We start from the raw sequence: 23,835 nt of genomic DNA, 5'->3' as shown, positions 1-23,835 counted from the left end.
GACTGTGGCGACGCGCCTATCGTCGAATCTGGGCCCATTGGCAGCCTTGGGCAGGATTGCTGGCGTGCGCTCTATGTACCGGCTTGAGCGCTCAGCTTGGTGCAATTGTCGACCACCAGATTGTTGGTGCAATGATCGGTAGTGCTATTGGCGGATTCGTGTTCGGACAAATTGCGATGCACGTCGCACGTTTGCATTGTAAAAGCGTTCTGTTAGGTACAGACGCGTAAGCAATAGCCCGAGTACCTTGTAGAAGACTTTTAATCGGTGTCTTCCAAACGTGACCACGTTAACGCCGATCTCCAATGCAGCCGAAACAGCGCAGGCCGCCCGTGCCATTTGCGGGCTGCTGGAAGTTACTTCGAACGCGGAGGGAAACCAGCCTCACGCAGCGCTGACGCGATGTCTTCTTCTGGCGCCGAGGTCTGGATCCGCACGAGCCGGGTTGACGGGTCCGTCGCGATGCTCGCGCCGGCATCAATCGACTGAATCACACGGCTCACAGTGCGTGCACAACCGCCGCAGGTCATGTTGTCGAGATAGAACTTCATGATGAACTCCTGAAGAAAGATACCCTCAGCTTAGGGGTTACCATCATTGGAAGGTCAAGCGTCTCGACTGCGACAAAACGGCTCGTGGCCCCGTTTATTCGATTGCCGAGGTCGGTGGTGCCCTACTGTGGTGAACTGCACTCGACCTGGAACGCTTTGTCTCTTTGACGTCAAGCCGCGAACCATGGACGACGAAGAGCAGGCACTTTCGCGATCTCGCGCGCATGGCCGAGCAGCCGTTGAACGCAATTCAGCTCGCCACGCCTCATAGGAGCAACCGGCGTCCAGATGACGCGATCCATGAGCTAGTATGGGCAGGTAAAACGGAGGATCGAAGACAGCATCGGCCTTGTGCTGCCGTCAGCTGCCCGCTTTGTCCTGCTGTTCAGCCACTTGTATCGCCGCGTTCCGACGGAGGTCGACATGAACGAACAATCCGTGCTCGGTATCATCCATGCGCAGGAACTGCTGATGGTGTCCCTCATCCGCATACTTCCGCCCGACGAACGGCGCAAAGTTTCCGACGAGTTCCAAGGCCAGGTCGAGCTGGCCGAAGCGCCGCATCTGAGCGACGGCCATAACCGCGAGATGACCGAAGCGTTCAGGGCGCATATCCGCAAGCTGTCTATCTTGCTGGCGTCGTTGAGTTGATCAGGCCGAGCCTCGCGCCGCCGGATGCCTGAAACATCCACCGAACCAGCTGAGGTACCGCCGTGAAATGCAACACGCTATCTCTGCTGCTCGCCCTTGCCGCATGTTCGCAAATACCTGACGCAAGAAGCCCGGCGCCTTCAACGAGCGCGTCGACTGCTGCGGCAGCGAGCGCGCTACCGGCGATCGAGCCTGGGATCCTCAGTCAGTATCACTGGCAACTCAGCGACGCATTTGACAGCAAAGGCATGCGTATCGATGCGTTATTTGTCAGTGCAGAAAAGCCAGTGCAACTGGAATTCAGCGCCGACCGGTTAAACGTAGTCAATAGCTGCAACAATATGGGAGCCAGCTACAGCGTCAAGAAAGGAAGGCTGCAGATTGGCCAGGTGGTGAGCACCATGATGGCCTGCCCTGACGCCGCCCGCGCCGCCCTCGACGACGCTATTGCCCAGCGCCTGCATGGGAGCCTCGGCGTGAGCCTGCTGGCCCGTGGCAACACCCCGCGCATGCAACTGGCTACCGACAGCGGCGACACACTGACTTTTACGGGTGTGCCCACTGCTCAGACGCGTTTCGGCGGCCCCGGTGAAACGACCTTCCTCGAAGTGGCCGCGCAAGCGGTGCAGTGCCAACATCCGCTCGTTCCGGACAAGCAATGTTTGCTGGTGCGAGAGCGCCACTTCGACGAGCAGGGTCTGCCAATGGGAACACCGGGTGAATGGCAACCGCTGTATCAGGATATCGAGGGCTATACCCACTCGCCTGGAATGCGCGAAGTACTGCGCGTCAAGCGCTATACCATCAAGAACCCGCCCGCCGACGGACCGGCCATTGCATACGTGCTGGACATGGTGGTTGAATCGGAAAAGGTCAAGAACTAGCGCATCGCTTCGCGCTCGGCTCCGCCGCGGAGGAACGGAAAATGGCTCGACTGCTATCGGTGAATGTCGGACTTTCGCGCGACGTCGAGTGGAAAGGCCGCACTGTACATACCGGAATCTGGAAACGCCCCGTGCAAGGCCGTTGCTGGGCCGGACGACTGAATCTGGCGGGAGACGGTCAAGGTGATCTTGCCGGACATGGAGGTGAGCAGCGGGCCGTCTTCGTGTATCAGATCGAATCGTGTCGCTACTGGCAAGAACAATTGAAGAGGAATGACTTCGCCTATGGGGCGTTCGGCGAGAACTTCACGATCGAAGGCATGCCCGACTCCGCGGTATGCATCGGCGACCGCTATCGCATCGGCAGTGCACTGTTCGAAGTCACGCAGCCTCGCGTCACCTGCTATCGCGTGGGCATCCGGACGAACGCGCCGGGCATGCCTGCTTTGTTGACTTCCAGCGGACGGCCAGGATTCTACTTTCGCGTTCTGCAGGAAGGCGAAGTGGGCGCTGGCGACGAGATCGTGAAAGTGGACGAGGCGAAGGAGAAAATGACCGTTGCCGAGGCCAACGCTCTGCTCTACTCGCCCAATCATCCGCTAGATCAACTGGCGCGCGTGTTGCGGATCGAGGCGCTTTCACCCGGATGGCGGCGGTCGTTCGAGGCGTTGCTGAAGAGCGGCACGACAGGCGTGACGAGTGGGAACGCCGGGCTCGCCCCCGCAGCGGCTTCGTACCCGGTGGCACCAGGATTCCGTCCACTGACGGTGGCGGCGATCGAACGGGAGTCTTCGGATGTTTTCTCGTTCACGTTGACGAGCGTTGATGGCGAGCCTCTGCAAGCGGCATTGCCGGGCCAATACGTGGTATTGCGCCTGCACCCGAGCGCGGGCGGACCGCCACTTTTCCGCAGTTATTCGCTCTCGGGCGCTGTCTCCACCGCGCGCTATCGGATCAGCGTGAAAATCGAGCCGAATGGCAAGGCCGGGACCTGGCTGCGGGAAAGTGTGCAAGTGGGCGATGTGCTCGATGTGAGTTCGCCGCGTGGAAGCTTCGTACTGCTACCTGGTGATGGACCGGTGGTCCTGCTCAGCGCGGGCATTGGCGCGACGCCTGTCCTCGCAATGCTGTTCGCGCTGTCGGCCGCGCGCTCGACACGGCGAATTCTGTGGCTGCACGCGGCGCGCGATCGCGAGCATCATCCGTTTGCCGTCGAGGCACGCCGCCTGATGCATGCGCTCGCGCATGGAAGCAGCTATGTCTGTTACAGCACGCCGGGCTCGTTTGACCGTAGGGGGAGGGATTTCGATGCCGACGGCCACCTGTCGCAAACGGTCCTGAGCGAGATCGGTATCCCTCGGGAAGCGGATGTCTATCTCTGCGGACCAGCGTGTTTCATGGCGGACATGAAAGCAGCGCTCTCGGCTTTGAGCGTACCGCCGCAGCGCATTCATGCTGAGATCTTCAATGGCCGCGAGGCCTTCAATCCTGGCATTGTCGGCGCTCCAGAACGTACGCCTCATCCGCCCAGCGACGACGCAGACACGGGTCCGCTGGTGTCGTTCGCGCGCAGCGGCATCGCTGCACACTGGAACGCGGCGGCCCATCAGAGCATTCTGGAACTGGCTGAAGCCTGCGACGTCCCGGTGCGCTGGTCCTGCCGGACGGGTGTTTGCCACAACTGTGAGAGCGGATTGATCTCCGGGGCCGTCACTTACCAGCCTGATCCGCTCGATCCGCCCGCAGACGGAAATGTCTTGATCTGCTGCGGAAGGCCGCAAGGCGATGTCGTGATCGACATCTGAGCAGTCGTCCCGAAAGCGCCCTGTTCTTGCGCGCGCTAATATTGGCCGTTATGTTTTTGCTCAATAAATTCCCGGCTTGCGCGCCGCAGACTACACGGTCGCATCCGCGATGCCTAAACACCGCTACCGACGCCTTCAGTTGCCCCGCCTGATCGTCCATCGACTGCGCCGCAGCTGCGGCCTGTTCGACGAGTGCTGCGTTCTGCTGGGTCACCTGATCCATCTGGCTCACCGCGGAATCGACCTGTTCGACACCACGGGTCTGCTCGTCGGATGCCACCGTGATCTCTGCGACGCGCCGGATGGCCCGCTTGACGGCAAGTATGATGCAGCGAGAGCTCCGTCCGCTTGCGAACTGACAAGCGTCACTGGTGATACACGCCTGTTGTCGGTCATTCCCGGTCTGTTCATGGTGGCGAACGAGCCAAACGATGTCGCTGATTGCACTCGCCACGCGCTTGACGGCAGGATAGATCGATTCCAGAGCCGGCTCTCACCAGCGACTGCATGATTGACTGTTGTCGTTGTCACGCCTCCGCTAACCATCGCGGCAACTCCCCCTACACTCGCGGAAAGAAAGTCGAAACGGATGCCATATCAACCGGCGTCTCATGCGCCGTCACGGTTAAGTCACGCGCCCGTGTTTCCATCTATTTCGATTTATTACCGGCCGCCTCGAAAACGACGGCGGCCTGACTTTCCCGACTGCATACCTGCCTCAGGAGATGAGCATGCGAAGCATTCAACCTCTTTACGCAGCAAGCCGCATTTTCGGCCGCACCGCGCTAGTGTTCACCGCACTCTGCTTCGCGGCTGGTGCCGCCGACGCGCAGACCTCGGCGAAGCCGCTCGTCACTCCGGGTTTTAGCCTGGCCGTGTTCGCGACGGGTTCAGGCGGGCTGATGAGCGCGCCTGACTCACTGGCCGCGCTTGATGATCACGTTTGGGTTGGCTATGCAAACAACGGCGCACCGGATGGCTCGAATGGCGCAACGAGCGTGATTGTCGAATACACGCTGGACGGCAGCGTCGTGAAGACGTATCAAGTCGCGGGACACAACGATGGCCTGAAGGTCAATCCGTACACGCGCGAGATCTGGGCGATGCAGAACGAGGATGCGAATCCGAACCTCGTCATCATCAATCCCGCGACCGGCCAGGCCTCCAAGCCGTATTCCTTCGCCAAAACGCTGCACGGTGGCGGCTATGACGACATCGTGTTCAAGGACGGCCAGGCCTACTTCAGTGCGTCCAATCCCACCCTTAACGCTAGTGGCAAGAATACGGGGCCCGCGATTGTTCGCGTTGTGCACCTTGATGCAAACAGCTACAGGATCGACGTTACGCCGGTTATGAGCGGCTCACTCGACGCCAGCAACATTCCGTTTGGCACGGTGGCGACCCTCAACCTGACCGATCCGGATTCAATGACGCTAACGCCGTCGGGCGATGTACTGCTCGATGATCAAGGAGATGGCCAGCTTGTCCTGTTGCGCACGTCGGGCGATGAACCGCGCGTGCAATATCTGCCACTTCTCGGCAACGTGCAGGTTGACGACACGGTATTCGCCACTGCGCGACGGGGCTATCTGCTAGTGTCCGATACGAAAGCCAACACGGTGTACAAGATTAGCGCCAATGTCTGGCAGCGTGACGCAGCTTTCTCCGCCTCGACGGGAGTGGCCGCTACGGGTGGCACGCCGGCAGTGCCGGCTTATGTTGGCCAACTCGATTTGCGGAGCGGAGCGCTTCTACCGCTGGTAACCAATATGGCCAATCCGCACGGCATGGTCTTTGTACCGACAGGGGACCAGCAATAACGGCCGCGCATTGATTGCCGGGTGACGTGATCGCCGTGAGCGGTTTCGCTGCGATCACGTTAGCAGGTACGGGCTTTCCCGACATCTGCGCGACTTGCCGGGCAGAGGCTTTAGCGGCGTTGAAAGCGTCGGATATCAACTGCACGTATTTCAGTCCGCCGATGCGGATTAATCCGGGCGTGCGCACGGGCAAGTTCCGCCTTGGCGGCGATGACCTCCTCGTGGACGAACAGCGCAAGAGCTGGGTCTCGTTTGAGGACTACGCAGTTGCTCTGGTCGACGAATTGGAAAAGCCTGCACACGCGCCGCGGCAGACTCACGGCCATGTGAATGAGGGCAGACGCCCAATAACCCTTAACGCTTCCGGAAGCTCGCGCGATGCCACTATCAGCGGTCACCGCGTGGTTAGTGAACTTCCGGGGGCCATGAAGGGACGCCCACGCGCCGCTGCTGACGGGCTGTTAACCGCCCAAAAGCCGACGATCACGCGTTCGCACGTTCGCGATCCCGGGTCACGACTGTTTGCACTTTTGCGACACGCCAGCATGTCCACCTTGTCCTTTCTCTGGATCGCTCGACTACATGGTTCACCGCACGTACGCCATGCGAACAGCGGTGTCCGAAATGGGTACCGCCGGAACTCGGGCGAGTCCTGTTCATGAGGAGTGGCCTACAGTATGTTGTTGTCTTTCAAGGATTTTATCGGGATCGCTCGGTCACGATGCAATAGCTGTACGACCGCCGCGGATCGATTGCCGCGATAAAACCGAGGCCGCCTACCTCCCGTGCAAACTCGTTCAAACTCGTTCGATAGCACCGAACGTCTTCGTCACGTCGGTGGTACGTCTAGGCCGCTCGGCCACAACACAATGACACGAGCATTCGAGTGCGGTTATGCAGACCGGTGCAGGGCATATCGACGCAGGCTCCCGCTCCACTCGAATTTTTCGTTGAAGTCATTCAAAGAGAGGGGCAGGCGATGAAATCACTCGGACTTTCGGTGCGGCGCGCTGGCGCCGCGTTGGCTTTCCTGTTGGCTTTTCAGGCTCAATCGTACGCGGCGGACCCCGTGGTCACGGAACATTCGCTGACGGTCAACGGTATCGAACTTCACTACCTGGAGGCGGGCGCCGGGACCGGCACGCCCATCGTGCTGCTGGCCGGCTATGGCGAGACGAGCCACATGTGGCTGCCGCTCATGCCGAAGCTTGCCGTGAATCACGTCGTGATCGCGCCGGATCTGCCCGGCGCCGGCGCGTCGGACATCCCTGCGGGCGGCTACGACAAGAAGACGATGGCCCAGGATATCCACGCCCTGGTGAAGGCGCTCGGCTATCGCGAGGTCCAGGTCGTGGGACACGACATCGGCCTCATGGTGGCGTACGCCTACGCCGCCCAGTACCGGGACGATACCAGGCGCCTTGTGCTGATGGAATCGTTTCTGCCGGGTGTCGGTAACTGGCAGCCGTACTATTACTCGCCTGCGAAGTGGCATTACGTGTTCTATGGCGAAACGCCGCTGAAGCTCGTGCAGGGCCGCGAACGGATGTACTTCGACCACTTCTGGAACGACTTTGCCGCCAATCCCGATCATTCGGTTTCGGAGGCGGACCGCGAGCTCTACACGAGCATCTATGCGCAGCCGGGCCGCATGCGCGCGGGCTTCGAATGGTTTCACGCTTTGCCACAGGACATGCAGGATTTCCAGCAATTCGCCAGGACGCCATTGCAGATGCCGGTTCTCGTCCTTACCGGACAGAAGGCCGCCGGCAATTTTACGATCGATCAGGTCCGCGGGGCGGCGGTGAACGTGCAAGGGGACATGATCGAAGGGGTTGGCCATTGGCTGATGTCCGAGGCGCCCGATAGAACGATGAGTGCGCTGGTCACTTTCCTCAATGCGGACGAGTCCCACTGAGCCTGACGGTCTTCATGATCACAAGCCTGATGGCGCATTCTCGGCAATCGTCGGATGAGTGCGCCATCCGCACCTCGCGCCTATCCTGGAAGATGCCAACCTGAGCAAGTGGCTGGCGCGAAACGGATTGTTTCGATTTCGGGCACCCGCTGTAATAGATCCGGGTTCGGTACTTCATCTGCAACACTCCTGCTGCTCACGCAGCTTCGATTGTGTTGCATCGACCGGCCGAATCCGCAATTGCCAGTGGACGTTGATAGACCCGTGACGCGAGCGTAATCGGCGATATACGCAGCCAGCCTGCCTGTGCTCCTGTTCGTCGCGATTCGAGCCTTCAATTGGCATTACCGACACGCTACGCCCCTACGTCCGGGCGGCGTTCGTCGGGAGGAGCTGCGCCAGGTTGCTAACGGCCGTCGCCGCATAGCGCTTGATGCGGTCCCGCGCGTCGATAACATCCGGCGCATCGCGATAGTGTTTGATTCCGCCGAACGGGTTAAGCCGCGTCTCCTTTGCCCAGCTCGCAAGCGCCGGATAGGCCATCCTGGCGCGCTCGTTCGCGAGGGTCGAGAGGAAAGCGCTGATGTAATCCACGCTCGTATCCCAATAGGCGATCGGCGGACAGAGTCTGTTCTTATGCTCGTCGCTCTCCACCAGGGCCTCGATCACGCCAAGCATGGCGAACTGGTAGCACGCGAACCCCCAGAGAAATGGCTGAATTGTCACCCGCCCCGCCTCGAAGATCGGGCGCAGGGGACGGCGCATTAACCCTCTCGCCGCGCAATGGATGTGCACCGTCGCTTCGCTTGTCGGGACGCGTCCCGCGTCGAGGACGATCTCATCGCGTTCGATTCTGCGCACGTGACCGAGACGAACGACATCACCGATCTTGCGCAAGAGTTCCAACTCGGCCTCGCTGATCACTGCTCCGCGGAACATACTGGGCACGAAGCCGCGGTCAACGCGAAGGAAAAACTCTGCCGCTTCGAGCCGGGCGAAGAGATCTTCAACGGAAGCGGCCTGAGCCATCGCCTCAAGCTGAATCGCCATGCCGCGATACGAGCCGGGAAGTTGCGCCAGCGGCTGCTGGAACCGGCGGTTCAGCCACCAGGCCTCTCGCGGCTTGATCCAGCGGATGGACGACGCGGACACGTTCTGCTCGAGCAGCCACACGCAGGTGTCAAGGGCAGTCTTGCCCGCACCAATGACAACAAAACGCTCAGGCCGCTCCGTGATGCGCGCGATATCACCTGCAGGCACGCAACGAACGCCTTCTGCCACTTCGAATGGGGGCGCGCTCGTCGCAGGCACGGTGCCTTCGAGATATGTCGTGTCTATGACCTTACGCCGCACGCGCACGTTCCATGACCCTTGCGCGACCCGCGACACGACATGGCCGTCTCCAAGGTACTCGCTGCAGGGGAAGTAGCGCACGCGCCCGCCCGGCAGAAAGCGGTCGCGCATGACGTGCGCGAAGTAAGCGCGAATCTCGTCTGCTCCGGCGAGTTCGTAGTAGCCGGCGTTCGTCCCTGCCGTATCGAGGACGTCCCGTCCAAGCGGCGCCGAGCTTACCCCGTAAAACGCGGACGGCTGATGGAGACGGACGTAGGGATAGGCGTCGATCCAGTGTCCGCCGGGCGCATGGCGGCGATCGACAATGGTCAGTGTTGCATCGGAATGTGCGAGCAACGCGTCGGCAAACGCCATCCCGGCGGCTCCGGCCCCGACCACGAGATAGTCCGTTTCGAGCGTTTCGTCTGACATTTACCCATACCTTCTTTGCGGCATGGTAACTGTCTTCCCATGCAGCCGCGCAGGTTTGGTTCGTGAATTGATGCCATCGGCTCGGTGAAGCCATCCGCTCCGCGCATCGTTTCGGTCTCAGTGCTTTCCGTTCCTCTTGCCCAGGAAAACGGGTGTCAACGATATCAGGCTGCAGACGGGCCCGATGACCGGATGGCAATACGCCGGTGGTGGACAGCCAGCGCTGCCTCGCCGCCGCTCGTGGCGTGAAAGAGTCCAAGCTGCTCGAACTCCTCTTCCTGCAGCGGCGTGATGGCGATATCCGTGTAGGCGTAACGTTCCGGTGCCTTCATGACTTCCCTGAGGATAGCCTCTGTCCTGAGGTAGAAGCGCAGATATTTTGTCACCTTGACAGCGGTCTCACCCCAGTAGCGCGGATAGAAGCGAAGCGGCGATTCGACCGGTAGCCCCCAACGGCGGTCACGGCGGTGTTTCATTCGCAGGGCTCCCCCTTCGAGCGGATGCACACCCTCGTGTTCGATCATCAGTCTGAACCAGGCGATTGTGCGCATGATCGTCTTCGGTCGGCCGTTCGGGATCTGCGCTGCCCGCTTGACGATCGTGCGGATGTGCTCGTACGAGTAAAACGCGCTCCAGGCGCACCGATACGCTTCTTCCCATTCAGCGTCCGACATTTTCGGGTGGTGCGTGACCCGGTGGTTGGTGTCGTATTTGTTGATGTCCGGGTCCATCCATTCACCGTTCCTTACCATCGTCTGATGGTCCTCGGAGCCCGGAAGCGGGGTGAGCATGAAGAATTCGAGAATGTCGATTGGCAATTCACGCTTGATGATCTCGATGTCGCGCAGGATCGATTCTTTCGTGTCTGCCGGGAATCCGATGATATAGCCCGCGTAGGTAATCGCGCCGTGGGCGCGCCACTTCTGCAGCATGGCGCGGTATTCGGTGATCTTGTTCTGCCGCTTCTTGGCCGCGATCAGATTCTCGGGATTGATATTCTCAAGCCCGATGAACACGCGACGCACACCCGCGCGCGTTGCCTTCTCGATGAAGTTTGGAATCTTGTGACAGAGCGTGTCGACCTGGATCGTGAAGCCGCAGTGAATGCCCGCCTTTTCCCGAAGTTCGATGACGCGGTCGAGAAGGATTTCCCAGTCGTGGTTGCGGGCGAAATTATCATCCGTGACGAAGAACCGGTCGATGCCCTGCTTTGCGTTCTCGCGAATGATCCTTTCAAGATCGTCGGGAGTGCGAAAGCGACTCTTGTGCCCCTGCACGTTGATGATGGTACAAAACGAGCACTGATACGGGCAACCACGGCCGAGGTCAACCGAGGTATAGGTACCTGCCGTGCGTTCGATATGCTTGCGCGGCAAGAAGGGCTGGGGAGCACCTTCGAGCGAGGGTAACGTGTCCATGAAATTATACAAGGGCTTCATTGCACCATTCCACGCGTCGAGAAGGACCTCATCAAAACGCCGTTCCTCGGTCTCCCCAGCGAAGAGCGCCACACCCATTGCTTGCGCTTCCGTAAGCTCAGCAGGCATCTCGGGCAGCATGGAGATGCAGCCAGAAACGTGGAAGCCACCGATCGCAACCGGCAAGCCTGCGGCACGGAACTGGCGGGCGAGGTCGAGTGCGCGCGGGTACTGGTTCGACTGGACACCGACCAGACCAATCATCGATCTTCCGCCCTTTGCCTTCAGGTCACGAATGATGCGCTCTGGCCACACCCGCTGGTTGGTTTCGTCGCATGTTTCGATCTCAAAATGGACGCCAGGGCCCAGCAGGTTTCGCTTTCGCGCGTCATCAGCGAGCGCATACATACAGGCGAGTGTATTGGAAGGCATGACCGAGCGGAGCCACTGGATCGGGTAGCCGTCGTCGTCGTAATGGGTCGGCTTGATGAGGACGAGAGAGAATCGGAAACCGTCAGAAATCGAGTGCATCGTGTCCATGGTCTGCTCTGTAGCCCTGTCTGGAAGTCACAAAACCGTGAAGGTCGTCCGTCTTCCGAAAATTGGAGATGGATCATGAACTGGCATGCAGTACAACAACGCGCATCCTACCCGCCTGGCCCCCTGCTGTGTTTACAATTCCGCAGGCGCCAGATTTCGAGGATTGGGATCCTGTTCGTTAGGATTGGACAACGGCGAAAGGACGCAGCGTTTGCATGCGATCCTCGAGCAGCTTGACAACTCTGCGCCTCGTATCATCGGTTTTGGCGTCCGGACCCGCGAGATACATATATTTTGCCTGGCGGACGGAATCGTCCGAAAAAGCCCCCTGCTAATCGGACCACGCGAACGGCCGTTGTACCTTTTAATATTGCCGTTGAGGGAACACCGGGTCGACCGGCAGCAACGGGTCGACTACGGCAGTTCGGAGCGGCGGTAGGATGAACGATTTGGATGTCGGCTTGGCACCCGACAGCGGGCCTTAAAAATGGGCATCGGCAGGAACATAACAGTGCTGCCTGCCGATGCGGTGAAAGCACAGGACTCGTCGCGGCTTTGCTCTTAAGAGAAAGGCTATCTCGGGACTCGCATTTTGCAGACCCACGCCCTCCGTCGCATTGGCTTCTTAAGCATTAGCTTCTTAATAGCACGCTCGCGGCGCCAAACCTGTGAAACTCTTCACGCGCCCCGTCGCCCAGCGCTCGTGCGCAAGAATCTGGATGCGCCGTCCAGATCTGCCGGACCGCCGTTGCTTTTCAAGCCTTCCTTTCCTAATCTGATCGGGCAGGCTCGGAGTGATGAAAGTTAATAGGCCATCACGCATCCTACTGGAGGTCCGAAGTGTCCTTTGATCGAACTGAGACAGCCGTGGTTTTCATCGACCCGCAAGTCGACGTCTTAAGCAAGAACGGCAAGAACTGGGGCGCGGTGGGAGCCAGTGTGACAGAGAATAAGACCGTAGAAAACATGCTGCGAATCTTTAAGGCGGCAAAGACCGCCAAGTTTGCGGTCTTTATATCGCCACATTACTTTTTCCCGACCGATCGCGTATGGAAATTCAACGGACCGTTGGAGACAGATGAATTCGCTACGGGCACGTTCGCGCGTAGTGGTCAGCTGAGTCTGGAAGGTTTTGAGGGATCCGGTGCTGACTGGCTCGACGAATTCAAGCCTTACATCAACGACGGCGAGACGGTTGTTGTGAGTCCACACAAGGTCTTCGGACCACAAACCAACGATCTCGTCCTTCAACTGCGCAAGCGGGGAGTCAGGAAGGTGGTACTGGGAGGCATGCTTGCCAACATGTGCGTGGAGTCGCATCTGCGCGATCTGCTCGAACAGGGATTCGAGGTTTATGTTGTAAGCGATGCTACGGCCGGACCGCGCCATCCCGTTTGGGGCGATGGCTACAAGGCGGCTATGATCAACTACGCGTTTCTCGCGCACGGCGTGGTGACTACAGACGAAGTCGTAGCCTCAATGGAATGACGCTCCAGTGAGATCGGTTGATAGCCGAAGAGACTGTTGGCCTGAAAGGCGGATTCGGAGGGGGGAGCCAAAGCGCACTACGACGGGATCGTGGCCTTTTCCCAGACGAATTTCACCGAAGACCTGAAGAAGATCGCAGTCCCAACATCAGTTCCTGAATCGTCAGGCGGGGACAAGATATTGCGTCCGACGACGTTGTGCTACCCGTGTTGGAGTGAGCAATACAGGTCCGGGAGGCAAAGCGCAATTTCCAGGGGCAGTAATGGCGGCCCTGTATCCGACGGCGCATGCAAAGGGAAGAAGCGTGGGAACGGTGTGGCTCCTGGATGGGGCGCGCCCCCGGAGTCACCAAGCTCGAACTCGGCTTCGTCGGGAGCTGCAACGCATTCTTGACTCCCTGCAGCCACAATCGCCGCGAAAGCACAACAGGCTAAGACTTTTGTGGTCCGGATCTGGAATCTCATGTCCTGGTTCCCCATTCGGTTGCGTCGGGCTCCTCACCAATGGTTCCGTAGTGACTTCCCTTGCGCATGACAGCCACTGCTTCTACTTTTACCTGTAGAGACAGCGTTTGATAACCTCAGAGCCCATTGGGTGCGGTCAAGCCGACGACATGACGACGGAAGCCGCGCAGCCTGCCCTGTAAGGAGAGCGAAATCGCCCTCACCCTCAGCCCATCATGTGGGTCGATCGTCAATGACGAACCATCGGAGCGTGCGAGCCGGTTGGTCAGGCACGGCAATTTGCGTGGGCAGGCTGCTGATCACGCCCTTCACCTGGGCGACAAACGCGTCACCCTTCATCGACGCAAGCGAGACGGTTTTCAGGCCGCACTGCGCCGCCGTGTTCAAGCGCGAGTGAACGACGGTGAGCCACCTATCCGTCATCGTGTAGCCGGTGTCGAGGGCTTCGATGCACGTCCGATAGTTCGAGGCGACAAACTTCCCCGCGTCACCGGAGGCCGCCACCACCTCCCACGCCTTCTCGGAAGTCGCGCCAGCCCGTCCCGGAGCGTCCCCCTCCATCGGCTGCGTTTGCAGCTCATAGAGGTTGACCACTGCGACACCTACAATTGCAACGAGTCCAGCGAGATAGACGGGATGACGCTTCGCTGCCTGACGGCCCGTTTTCAGTACAGAAATCATGACGTGATCTCCTTCCTTCGTCGACAAGGTCCGGTCCATGGTCACCCTGCAATACACTAGCGGCCTGTATCTTCTACGGCATCGTAGGTTATTCGCTGACGCCCGAACATAACCTGAATAGGTGACACGCGTGAGCCCCGCCCAGCCAGTGCCGACGGCACCTCTCCCGTCCACTTCGGACAGACATAGACCAGCGCTTCCGGGCAAATCGGGCCCAATTGTTGTCGGCTCATCTCAGCAATTCGGCACGCGGCACGCGTATAGCGGCAACATTGCATCGAGAAGACGGCGGCTCGGCATCGTTGCCCGCAACGCGACAGCGCCTGCAGTTCGCTATCGCAACTTGCCGAGCCACAGCGCGGTGAGCGTTGAGCGACTCCGGACGTTGAATTTGGTGTAGATCGACTTGATATGGACATGCGTCGTGTTCGGACTTTGGTCGAGCTTCTGCGCGATCTGCTTTTCCGTGAGTCCGTCGAGCAGCCCAAGCAGCACCCTTCGTTCGGCCGACGTCAGGGGAGCGTCGGCGATGAGCAGGCCGTGGCTGAGCAGTTGCTGCCGGTAGTACCATCTCAGCCCATGCATCACGAAAGCCAGAAGTTCGAGATCCAGCGCAGAGAAGCGACGTGCCTGCACATCGCGAAACACAAAGAGATGAATCCGCACATCGTCGTTGAGCGAGCATCGCACCTGGATGCTGTCGCCGTGACCGACTTCAAGATAGTGGCGGCGATAGTGCTCACCTTCAAACCATTCGTTGGGCATCGCCTCGAAGAGCAGGTTGGCGCAGAACGGCTCGTTCCCCGACGCGGCCACGACATGTGACGAGTCGACGTTGCCGGACCAGAGTGTGTCGAACTGCTCCTGTACGGAAGCGACCATCGCGGGTACCGGATGCAGGAGCCGAACCAGACGTGGACGCCAGCCGAACAAAGGATCCTTTGGCGCGGGCGAAGGCAATCGCACAACTACGGCCCAAAGCGCATTCTGTGCCGAGACCATCGCACAGAGCGTGGTGAGCAAGTGGGTCAGCGCGGCATCGCCTTCGCCTGCGGAGAACTCGGCCAGCCTATCCCAGAGTGCAAAAACGCCATCGTGGAGCGGTGGCTTGGCGGAATCCGCGGATGGATGCATGTCGTCCCCAAGAAGAATAGGCGGATCACCGATCTTCGGTGATCTTGGCCTCGCCTGACAAGGGCCTTCGTGCGGAAGGCATGTCGTTGGGCGCGGCGTTCGTCTTCTGAATGCAGCGTCCACGCCTGGCAATCCGGTTTTGATCGCCCCGACCGGTAGGGCATCTGCACGGCGCTCGGCATCAGCGCAATCCTCGGCTCGCAGGCGCAGGGGGCGGCCCGTGGCATGATGTGCCACGGCCAACATGAGATATGGGATGACAACTACCTTCGACGAGGCAACAACGGCGGCGATCGCCGCGTTTGCCCAACTGGACTTCTACACGGCTGTACAGGCGATGCGCGCCGAGGCCGACTACGACCGCGAACGGGACCAGTGGATCTTGCGCTACATCGACGAGCACGGCGGCGGCGCGGACGACGCGGCATACGACGCCTTGCACGCGCAGGCCCAGGCAACCCCGGAATACGCGCAGTTCGTCGATGCCGTTCGCAGGGAAATCCTGGAATACTTCGGCGTGGCCGACGATCAACTGGACTGGGTGGTCCTGCTGCGCAATGACGACAGAGATGAGCTTTGGGCGGAGGTCAACCGGCGGCGGAGCGTGCTGGGAACCGGTGAAGTGCGCGGAGATCTCTGATCATCGCTTGCCAATCGAGCCGCCCTTCCGTCCGACGCGGAGCCGATCAATCCTGAAGCCCCTTTCCCCTTCACTGCAGGCCCCTCAGCCGTTAATGCAGCGCTCGCTGGCGAGCCACGCTCGCCAGCCGCCAAATTCGGATATATCGATTCCCGGCAGTACGCCATAGGGTTCGCACAAGAAACCGGTCACCCACGAACCGTCCGACAGCTCGACCTTCCCCAGCACCAGCGGAGACGGCACGGTTGCAATGAACGAGCCCAACTCAACGCTCGGCATTTCCCAGACTTCGACCGCAACCTTGAAGCCGTTCTCAGCCACTCGCCACAATCCCGGGCGTCTGGTGCCGTCCGCAGAAGCCGGCAGCGCGGCCAGCCGATAATGGGCTGCCGTATGCGTTGCCTGCATCCGTTGTGCGCCTCGCGAAACCAGGTCCTTGTTCAGCGGCAGCCCTTGCATGTGAGCTCCGCACACGGCGACGCGAATCCGGTCGTTGGCCGCTACTCGCCGCGCGGAAGGCTCCGGGTGGCTTCCGCCAACACATTCGATGCCACTCGCCATTTGCAGCATATCGGCAACACCCAACAGATATTGGTCCGTGAACGCGCGCCCAAAAACCGTTACGCCCCACGGGAGTCCATTCTTCATGAACCCTGTTGGCGTGGCGACAGCCGCGTAATCCAGCAGATTCATGAAGTTCGTGTAGTAACCGAGCAATGAGTTCGGCCCAATCGGGTCCTCTTCCAGTTCAGCCAGCGTCACAGGGCGCGGATAAGTCGGCGTCAGCACGAAGTCCAATGAATCGATCACCGCATCACAGACTGCCTTCAACGCCTGCAGGCGATATTGCGCGCGAAACAGTTCAACCGCCGTCGTACCCGGCGCCCTGGCCAGCACATCTCGAATGACGGGAAGCACAGCGTCTGGCGTTGCTGACATCAACTCGCCAGCCACGCTGAAACGCTCGGCAACCCACGGGCCCTGATAAAGGAGATTCGCGGCGTCGACAAAGGTTTCGAAATCAATCTCCACAGCCTCGCCACCTGCGGCTTCCAGACGCGCCCGAGCCTTGGCGAACAGTTCCGGACTCTCGGCGCATCCCGCGAATTCAAGGCGCGCCGGAACCCCGAACCGGAACGACGAGGGCTTGCCGAACGCGCTTGCCGAGTTCCACTGCGGGTTTCTACGACTGTATGCATCGCGAGAGTCGGTTTGCGCCGTCAATGAGAGAAGTTCACTGGCCTCTTCAGCCGTGGCCGTGAAGAACGTCACGCAATCAAGCGTACGGCAGGCCGGGACTACACCCGCCGTCGACAGGATGCCCCTGGTCGGCTTGAGTCCGATGAGATTATTCAGGGCCGCAGGCACGCGGCCAGACCCCGCCGTGTCGGTACCGAGCGCGAAACTTGCCACGCCTAATGCAACGGCAAGCGATGAACCCGCGCTAGAACCACCCGACGGATAGTCAGGAAGCACACTGTTGCGACATTTTCCGTATGGCGAACGCGTGCCGTTGAGACCCGTAGCAAACTGGTCGAGATTGGTCTTCCCAATCGGGATTGCGCCAAGCGAAATCAGTTGGCTGACGAGAGTCGCGGACTCCTCCGGCGTGTACGCAAAGCCGGGGCAAGCGGCGGTCGTGGAAACTCCGGCAAGGTCGATGTTGTCCTTGATGGCGAACGGCACACCGTACAACGGCAGACGCTCAAAGTCTTGCTTCTCGAGCCAGTCAAGGTACGGCGCGACTTCGCTTTCGTCCAGAAGACGAATGAAGAGGTTGAACTCCAGATTCAGCGCGCTCGCTTTTCCGAGCAGTTCTGCCACAAGCTTGCGCGGCGTGAGGCGCCCATCACGATACGCGTTACGGAGCGTGGAGAGTCGCAGATCGAATGTCGGCATGGTTCTCTATCCTTGTAATTAGTGACGGTCAATGACTGCGACTCGCTGCCCTGCGCGCACGGGCGAACCAGGTGCCACGTGAATTTCGCCGACTGTCCCCGCACACGAGGCGAACACCGAGATCTCCATCTTCATCGACTCGATAATGAGCAGCACGTCGCCAGCGGCAACGACGTCTCCAGTCTTCACCTTCACCTGCCAGAGGCTGCCAGCGATTTCACAGTCCACCGGGACTTGTCCGTCCTTTAGGGGAGCCAGTTGGGCGTTCTCCAGATCCGGTGCCTCGATTGCCTCTTCCGGAGTGCCCGCTTCGCGCCAACGCTCGCGTTCGGCCTCGAAGGCAGCTTTCTGTCGCGAACGAAACTTGCCGATGCTGACCGCTTCGCTCTCGAGAAACGCTTGATAATCCGGCAGCGAAAGTTCCGACTCATCAATCTTCAACGGATAACGCCCAAGCGGAAAATCAGCGCGGATGCGAAGCAGTTCGTCGGCCGACACTTCGTAGAAGCGAATCTGGTCGAAAAAGCGCAGCAAGTAGTGCTGACCGGCGAAATCTGCGACCTTGCGATAGCGATTCCACATCTGCAGCGTGCGGCCGACGAATTGATAGCCGCCGGGCCCTTCCATGCCGTACACGCAGAGATACGCGCCGCCGATGCCGACCGAGTTCTCCGCGGTCCACGTACGGGCCGGGTTGTATTTGGTCGTCACAAGGCGGTGACGTGGATCGAGCGGTGTCGCAACGGGTGCACCCAGGTAGACGTCACCGAGGCCCATCACGAGATAGCTCGCGTCGAAAACGATTTCTTTTACCGCGTCGATGGTCTCGAGGTCGTTGATCCGGCGAATGAACTCCAGGTTGCTCGGGCACCACGGCGCGTCTTTGCGCACCGTGGTCATGTATTTTTCAATCGCGAGCTGACAAGCCGGGTCATCCCAGGAGAGCGGAATGTGAACGACTCGCGACGGCACACGCAGATCCTTTTTCAGCAAGACCTGCTCCCACGCCTGGCGTACGACATCCAGCAGTTGCGCGAGCGCTAGTTTCTCCGGTCGATAGTGAATCTGGAGAGAACGGATGCCCGGCGTCAGATCGATAACGCCGGGAAGTGCCATGGCCTCGAGAGACTGCATGAGCGCGTGCCCACGAAAGCGCGAGACGAGGTCCAGCTCAGCGGGTCCAATCTCGAGCAGCAGATGCGTGTCACCGGACACGCGCGCAACAAGCCGCTCGCCGCCCGAACCCACGTCAAGCACGATGGGTGATGTCAGGGACGGCCGTTTCCGGGTCGGCGCGTTCGACTCGACCTCGAGACTTTCCAGTTCGCGGGCGCGTTGGCGTGCGGCTTCACGCGCTTCTTCCACCTCCACCGGAACAAAGCGAATCTTGTCGCCCGCCTTCAACTGCCCGATGTGCCAGAGGTCGGCCTCGATGATGGTCACCGGACAGACGAAGCCGCCAAGGCTCGGCCCATCGGGACCGAGAATCACTGGCATATCGCCGGTGAAGTCGATGGCACCGACCGCATAGGGATTGTCGTGAATGTTCGACGGGTGCAGCCCTGCCTCGCCGCCGTCTTCGCGTGCCCACTCCGGCTTCGGCCCGATCAGGCGCACACCGGTACGGCTCGAGTTGAAGTGAACTTCCCAATCGGTGTCGAGGAACCGATCGACGTAGCGGGAGCTGAAATATTCGGGCGCGCCATGCGGACCATAAATCACACGGATGCTCCGAATATCTTCGAGCTTCGGCACGTCATTCAGCGTCTGGCCAGCCTGCGAATTCTCGAGGGGATAGAGGTGAAGCACGTCGCCCGCACGCATTGCGCGGCCGCCATGCCCGCCGAACTGACCGAGCGTGAAAGTGCTACGGCTGCCAAGATAAACGCCGACGTCCAAACCTCCCCGTACACACAGATAAGCGCGCGCGCCGGCGCCTCGAATGGTGCCGAGCGACAACGTCGAGCCTGCCGGGACAAAGAAGCTCGTATTCAACGGTTGCTTGACGTCGTCGAGCAGCGCGGGAATATCTGCCCCCGTGATGGCGACGACCGAGTCCGTATTGAAACGGAGCGTCGGGCCACTCATCGTGATTTCGAGCGCAGCGGCATCAGGGGCGTTGCCGAGCAGCCGGTTGCCCAGCCGCATGGCGCGGTCATCCATCGGTCCTGAAGGCGGAATGCCGACCGCCCAGTATCCCAGACGGCCGGGGAAGTCCTGCACCGTCGTCTGCGTACCGCCACTGACGACCTCGACTGTACTGGCCTGGTACTTGAGTCCCGCGAGGCACCGGGTCCATGGTTCGCCCGATGCAAACGGCGTGTCGTCCAGGATCTGGCGCAGATAGTCGCGGTTCGTCTCCACGCCGTAAATGCGCGTGTTTTCAAGCGCGTCCTTGAGTGCGGTGCGCGCCTCGTCGCGAGTCGGTGACCAGGCGATCACCTTGGCGAGCATGGGGTCGAAGTACGGCGGCACTTCGCAACCGGCTTCAATCCACGTGTCGATGCGTAGCGCGCGACCGTCGGCTTGCGGGAACGCAACGTCGGTCAGCAAACCGGGGCTCGGCATGAAGTCCCGACCGGGGTCTTCTGCATAGAGCCGCGCCTGAATCGCATGGCCGCGCGGCGTCAGGTTCGCTACGAGTTCCTGCAACGGCTTGAGCGTGCCCGCTGCCAGCTCGATCATCCAGCGCACGAGGTCGACACCCCACACCTGCTCGGTTACGCCGTGCTCCACCTGTAGGCGCGTGTTGACTTCGAGGAAGTAGAACTGCTCGGCTGCGCTGTCGTACACGAACTCGACGGTGCCGGCGGAGCGATAGTCCACGGCCTTCGCGAGCTTCACGGCAGCCGCACAGAGGGCCTCGGAAATCCCATCCGGCAGGCACGGCGCGGGCGTTTCCTCGAGCACTTTCTGGTTGCGCCGCTGCACAGAGCAGTCGCGCACGCCGAGTGCTATGGCATCGCCCTTCCCGTCTCCGAAGATCTGCACTTCAAGGTGTCTTGCCCGCTCAATGTACTTTTCGAGGAAAACGCCGGAGTCGCTGAAATTGTTTTCACCCAGTCGCTTCACGGCATCGAAATGCGCACTGAGTTCGGCTGCATTCCAGCACACACGCATGCCGATACCGCCGCCGCCGGCTGTGCTCTTCAACATCACCGGATAGCCGATGACTTCTGCCGCTGCCAGCCCCGCCATCAGGTCACCGAGCAAGCCGGTACCCCTGAGCATAGGCACGCCTTCCTTCTGCGCGATTTCACGCGCCGTGTGCTTCAGGCCAAAGGCACGCAGCTGCGCGGGCGTTGGCCCGATGAACGCAATCCCTGCCGCTTCGCAAACCTCGCCAAAGGCTGCATTCTCGGACAGGAATCCATACCCGGGATGAATGGCCTGCACGGCCTCGCGGCGAGCGATCTCAAGGATTTTTGCCGTGTCGAGATAGGTCATCGCCGCGGGGCCATCGCCCAGGCAGTGCGCGATGGATGCCTCGCTCACATGACGGCTCGCTCTATCCGCCTCCGCAAAAACGGAGACTCCGGTGACATCGAGTTCGCGCAGCGTTCTAAGAATCCGGCACGCGATAGCGCCACGATTGGCGATAAGAATCGTCTCGAACATGGGAGGAATCTTGATTCAGAGGCGGGCCGTCCCGCCGTGGGAGATGCGAGCCGCGGTCGTCCACGGCCGTATTCGCGTCAGCGATCTGCCTGACTCAGCGCTTCGCGCGTGAGCGTGAAATGACGTCCTGAGCGCACGAGCATGAGGAACGAGAACCAGCTACGGATACGCTTCAGTCCCATATCAGCAGCTCCGCTGGCGTCGGGTTATAGGCGTTGCACGGGTTGTTCAACTGGGGGCAGTTGGAAATCAGCACGATGACGTCCATCTCGGCACGCAGTTCGACGTACTTCCCCGGCGCGGAAATGCCGTCTTCGAAGCTGAGCCCCCCTTCCGCCGTCACCGGCACGTTCATGAAAAAGTTGACGTTCGCGCCAATGTCCTGCTTCGAGAGGCGGCCGTCATGTGCGCAAGCGCGCAGGAAGTTGTCACGGCAGCTGTGCATATAGCGCTTTCCCAACGCATAGCGCACGGTATTGCTCTCCTGTGCGCAGGCACCGCCGAGCGTATCGTGGCGTCCACAGGTATCGGCAACGACGGTCAGCATGGGATTGCCGAGATTCGAATACAACACGGAGCCAGCCGTCAGGTAGAGCCTCTTCTGTCGACGCAACGTGCGTTGTGGATCGAAGCGTTCCCGCGGGTCGGCGAGGCTGTAGAACAGGGTATCGACCGCCTGGTTGCCCTCCAGATCGACGATGCGCAGTGTTTGGCCCGCCTTCACTTCGTGAAGCCAGGGCTCACCCGCAGCCACTGTCTCGCGGTAGACCGCGCTCTCGGGCTGTCTGTCGCTGACGACAAGCGTGCTCATCATGAAGTCGCCTCCGCTCAAAGAAAGAATCGCTCTGTGTTGATGAAGCCGCGCACGTTTTCCTCGCATGCGGTACGACACACTTCGGCCACGTTGGGCTGCGCCTCGCTCAACCCGAGTTTCACCGCCTTGGGGGCATATTCAGGGTTCGGGTCAACCGGGTGCTGAATCGCGGTGAGCACGACAAGCGTGTTCATTGGCGCATACAACTCAACGTAGTCACCGGCCTTCGAGTTGTTGCTCACGAAATTGAGCTCCCCTTCGCCGGTGACATCAACGCGGCTGAAAAGGTTGAGCGTCATCAGCAGGTCTGAGATGTCGAGCCCCCATTTGCTCATCTCGACGAGCAAATTGTCCGTGCCATTTCGGTAGAACGCGTTGCGCAGTTCCTGATAGCGGCCAGGACCATACCGCGCCGTGACCTCCTCGGCGTTCGAGACGCCTCCGATGCTGTCGTGCCACCCGCATGTGTCGTCGACGATGGCAGCGAGAACACGCCCCATATCGGAGTACAGGCAGTGACCCGTCGTGAGCTTTGCGGTGTGCTGGCACTTCAGCGAATCCGGGAGGTTCAGTCGCTCACTCTTCTCCATTGCATTGACCATCATGACGCTGACATTGGCGCCACCGTGCAGGTCAGTCACGCGCAACGATTGCCCGCGCTTCACGATGAGCGAGGTATGGCCGCCCCCTGGTACAGTTTCTTCAAGCAATAACTTCATGTTTGTGTCCCTTCATGAGACCACTTCGATGTTGGACGCGCCTTGAACCGCCGCGCGTGCCAGATGAACCGCGGACACCGATTCGCGGCTACGGTCGAGTGGAATGTTGTAGGTGATACGGGCTCCGTAGGCGCCCGGCGCCTGGGGGTCCACGCGTACCTTGTCGAATACCAGCACACGACTTCCCAACGTGAAGCCCTCTTTCAGGTCATGCGTAACCATGAAAATGGTTAGCTTCGCTTCGCGCCACAGGTCCGAGAGCAGCGCGTGCATGTCCTTGCGGATGCCGGGGTCGAGTGCGCCGAACGGCTCGTCGAGTAGCAGGACGCGCGGCTTCATCATCAAGGCCTGCGCAATGGCGAGGCGTTGTTGCATACCACCGGAGAGTTGCTGCGGGTACTTGTTCAAGGCCGCGCCGAGTCCCACCCGCTCGAGCATTGCCGCGGCCTCGTCTCGCGCGGCGCGCCGTTGCGCTCCGAAGAGTCTGCCCGTGAGCTTCGCTTTCGGAAGCTCCAGTCCCAGCATCACGTTGCGCAATACGCTAAGGTGCTCGAACACCGAGTAGCGTTGAAACACCACGCCACGATGGGCATCCGGTTCGCCGGGCAGCGGTTGGCCGTCGAGCAGAATCTCGCCGCGCGTCACTTGCTCCTGACCCAGCAGCAGTCGCAGAAATGTCGACTTTCCGCAGCCGGAAGCGCCGACCATGGAACAGAACTCGCCCTCCTGGATCGTCAGATTCAAACGCTCCAGGACCACCTGGCCGCCGTACTCTTTCCGTAAGCGATCCATTATCGACGTCTACCCAATGCGACTCTGAGCGAGGAGCATAGGTGTCCACCTATTTGGAGGTGGACACCTATGGCTGACAAAGACTCAGGGTTGAGGGTGGTTCGGCAAAGCAGGGATGGCCGTCGCCGCTACGACGAAAGCGGCAAACGCACGTTGGTCGAGGCTGCATTGCGCCCAGGCGTGTCGGTGGCGCGCATTGCGCAAGAGCACGAGATCAACGCCAACCTGCTGCGCA

General features: G+C 60.3%; 19 protein-coding genes and 2 pseudogenes. 10 read left to right on the top strand and 11 right to left on the bottom strand.

The window, feature by feature from the left end:
• Nucleotides 1-356 precede the first annotated feature (356 nt).
• Nucleotides 357-551 (bottom strand): heavy-metal-associated domain-containing protein, encoded by a 195-nt coding sequence (locus M3I54_RS32715; protein WP_254343290.1) that lies wholly within the window; start codon nucleotides 549-551, stop codon nucleotides 357-359.
• A gap of 423 nt (nucleotides 552-974) precedes the next feature.
• On the opposite strand from M3I54_RS32715, the gene M3I54_RS32705 reads away from it, so the two are divergent.
• The 3 genes from M3I54_RS32705 to M3I54_RS32695 all read left to right on the top strand — a co-directional run bounded on the left by M3I54_RS32705 (nucleotide 975) and on the right by M3I54_RS32695 (nucleotide 3,891).
• The gene (locus M3I54_RS32705) at nucleotides 975-1,202 is read left to right on the top strand and encodes a hypothetical protein (RefSeq protein ID WP_254343289.1); all 228 of its coding nucleotides are present in this window, start codon (nucleotides 975-977) and stop codon (nucleotides 1,200-1,202) included.
• Between the two features lie 62 nt (nucleotides 1,203-1,264).
• Nucleotides 1,265-2,086: a DUF4377 domain-containing protein gene (locus tag M3I54_RS32700; RefSeq protein ID WP_254343288.1), complete on the top strand. Its 822-nt coding sequence runs from the start codon at nucleotides 1,265-1,267 to the stop codon at nucleotides 2,084-2,086.
• A 41-nt stretch (nucleotides 2,087-2,127) separates the two neighbouring features.
• A complete protein-coding gene (locus M3I54_RS32695) occupies nucleotides 2,128-3,891 on the top strand; it encodes an MOSC and FAD-binding oxidoreductase domain-containing protein (RefSeq protein WP_254343287.1) in 1,764 nt (587 codons plus the stop codon).
• Nucleotides 3,892-3,994: 103 nt separating this feature from the next.
• Here M3I54_RS32695 and M3I54_RS45460 read toward each other — a convergent pair.
• Nucleotides 3,995-4,216: pseudogene (locus M3I54_RS45460) on the bottom strand (methyl-accepting chemotaxis protein); the annotation flags it as partial.
• 406 nt (nucleotides 4,217-4,622) lie between these two features.
• On the opposite strand from M3I54_RS45460, the gene M3I54_RS32685 reads away from it, so the two are divergent.
• From M3I54_RS32685 to M3I54_RS32675, 3 genes are all read left to right on the top strand, one after another.
• Nucleotides 4,623-5,711, top strand: a complete 1,089-nt coding sequence (locus M3I54_RS32685; RefSeq protein WP_254343285.1) for a hypothetical protein — start codon at nucleotides 4,623-4,625, stop codon at nucleotides 5,709-5,711.
• Between the two features lie 35 nt (nucleotides 5,712-5,746).
• Nucleotides 5,747-6,373: a hypothetical protein gene (locus tag M3I54_RS45455; protein WP_375542255.1), complete on the top strand. Its 627-nt coding sequence runs from the start codon at nucleotides 5,747-5,749 to the stop codon at nucleotides 6,371-6,373.
• A 317-nt stretch (nucleotides 6,374-6,690) separates the two neighbouring features.
• Complete coding sequence (locus tag M3I54_RS32675) at nucleotides 6,691-7,629, top strand: alpha/beta fold hydrolase (protein ID WP_254343283.1); 939 nt, start codon at nucleotides 6,691-6,693, stop codon at nucleotides 7,627-7,629.
• A gap of 363 nt (nucleotides 7,630-7,992) precedes the next feature.
• Here the strand turns inward: M3I54_RS32675 and M3I54_RS32670 are convergent, their stop codons facing one another.
• Both M3I54_RS32670 and M3I54_RS32665 read right to left on the bottom strand, forming a co-directional pair.
• Entirely contained in the window at nucleotides 7,993-9,393 is a 1,401-nt protein-coding gene (locus tag M3I54_RS32670) for an NAD(P)-binding protein (RefSeq protein WP_254343281.1), read from the bottom strand.
• A gap of 164 nt (nucleotides 9,394-9,557) precedes the next feature.
• Complete coding sequence (locus tag M3I54_RS32665; protein WP_254343279.1) at nucleotides 9,558-11,351, bottom strand: radical SAM protein; 1,794 nt, start codon at nucleotides 11,349-11,351, stop codon at nucleotides 9,558-9,560.
• An 840-nt stretch (nucleotides 11,352-12,191) separates the two neighbouring features.
• On the opposite strand from M3I54_RS32665, the gene M3I54_RS32660 reads away from it, so the two are divergent.
• Both M3I54_RS32660 and M3I54_RS45450 read left to right on the top strand, forming a co-directional pair.
• The gene (locus M3I54_RS32660) at nucleotides 12,192-12,839 is read left to right on the top strand and encodes a cysteine hydrolase (RefSeq protein ID WP_254343277.1); all 648 of its coding nucleotides are present in this window, start codon (nucleotides 12,192-12,194) and stop codon (nucleotides 12,837-12,839) included.
• A 60-nt stretch (nucleotides 12,840-12,899) separates the two neighbouring features.
• A pseudogene (locus M3I54_RS45450) lies at nucleotides 12,900-12,992 on the top strand (alpha/beta hydrolase); the annotation flags it as partial.
• 524 nt (nucleotides 12,993-13,516) lie between these two features.
• Here the strand turns inward: M3I54_RS45450 and M3I54_RS32655 are convergent.
• Complete coding sequence (locus M3I54_RS32655; RefSeq protein WP_254343275.1) at nucleotides 13,517-13,984, bottom strand: hypothetical protein; 468 nt, start codon at nucleotides 13,982-13,984, stop codon at nucleotides 13,517-13,519.
• A gap of 333 nt (nucleotides 13,985-14,317) precedes the next feature.
• On the bottom strand, nucleotides 14,318-15,118 hold the full coding sequence (locus M3I54_RS32650; RefSeq protein WP_254343273.1) for a helix-turn-helix transcriptional regulator: 801 nt from the start codon (nucleotides 15,116-15,118) through the stop codon (nucleotides 14,318-14,320).
• A 256-nt stretch (nucleotides 15,119-15,374) separates the two neighbouring features.
• Between M3I54_RS32650 and M3I54_RS32645 the strand changes: the two genes are divergently transcribed.
• Entirely contained in the window at nucleotides 15,375-15,758 is a 384-nt protein-coding gene (locus M3I54_RS32645; protein WP_254343271.1) for an ATP-dependent protease, read from the top strand.
• A gap of 84 nt (nucleotides 15,759-15,842) precedes the next feature.
• On the opposite strand, the gene atzF is transcribed toward M3I54_RS32645, so the two are convergent.
• The 5 genes from atzF to M3I54_RS32620 form a co-directional block, all read right to left on the bottom strand.
• A complete protein-coding gene (gene atzF, locus M3I54_RS32640; RefSeq protein ID WP_254343268.1) occupies nucleotides 15,843-17,657 on the bottom strand; it encodes an allophanate hydrolase in 1,815 nt (604 codons plus the stop codon).
• Between the two features lie 18 nt (nucleotides 17,658-17,675).
• A complete protein-coding gene (uca, locus tag M3I54_RS32635) occupies nucleotides 17,676-21,275 on the bottom strand; it encodes an urea carboxylase (protein WP_254343266.1) in 3,600 nt (1,199 codons plus the stop codon).
• A 172-nt stretch (nucleotides 21,276-21,447) separates the two neighbouring features.
• Nucleotides 21,448-22,089, bottom strand: a complete 642-nt coding sequence (locus tag M3I54_RS32630) for an urea amidolyase associated protein UAAP2 (protein WP_254343264.1) — start codon at nucleotides 22,087-22,089, stop codon at nucleotides 21,448-21,450.
• Between the two features lie 14 nt (nucleotides 22,090-22,103).
• Entirely contained in the window at nucleotides 22,104-22,808 is a 705-nt protein-coding gene (locus M3I54_RS32625; protein WP_254343262.1) for an urea amidolyase associated protein UAAP1, read from the bottom strand.
• Between the two features lie 12 nt (nucleotides 22,809-22,820).
• Nucleotides 22,821-23,600, bottom strand: coding sequence for an ATP-binding cassette domain-containing protein (locus M3I54_RS32620; RefSeq protein ID WP_254343260.1), 780 nt, complete (start codon nucleotides 23,598-23,600; stop codon nucleotides 22,821-22,823).
• 69 nt (nucleotides 23,601-23,669) lie between these two features.
• Here M3I54_RS32620 and M3I54_RS32615 point away from each other — a divergent pair.
• Nucleotides 23,670-23,835, top strand: a 166-nt coding sequence (locus tag M3I54_RS32615; RefSeq protein ID WP_254340981.1) for a transposase, incomplete at its 3' end; no start/stop codon positions are given.

This window comes from Paraburkholderia sp. CNPSo 3274, from assembly GCF_024206475.1.
Lineage (GTDB): Bacteria > Pseudomonadota > Gammaproteobacteria > Burkholderiales > Burkholderiaceae > Paraburkholderia.
The sequence above is the reverse complement of the archived record's forward strand: the minus strand, read 5'-3'. Positions and strand labels throughout refer to the sequence as shown.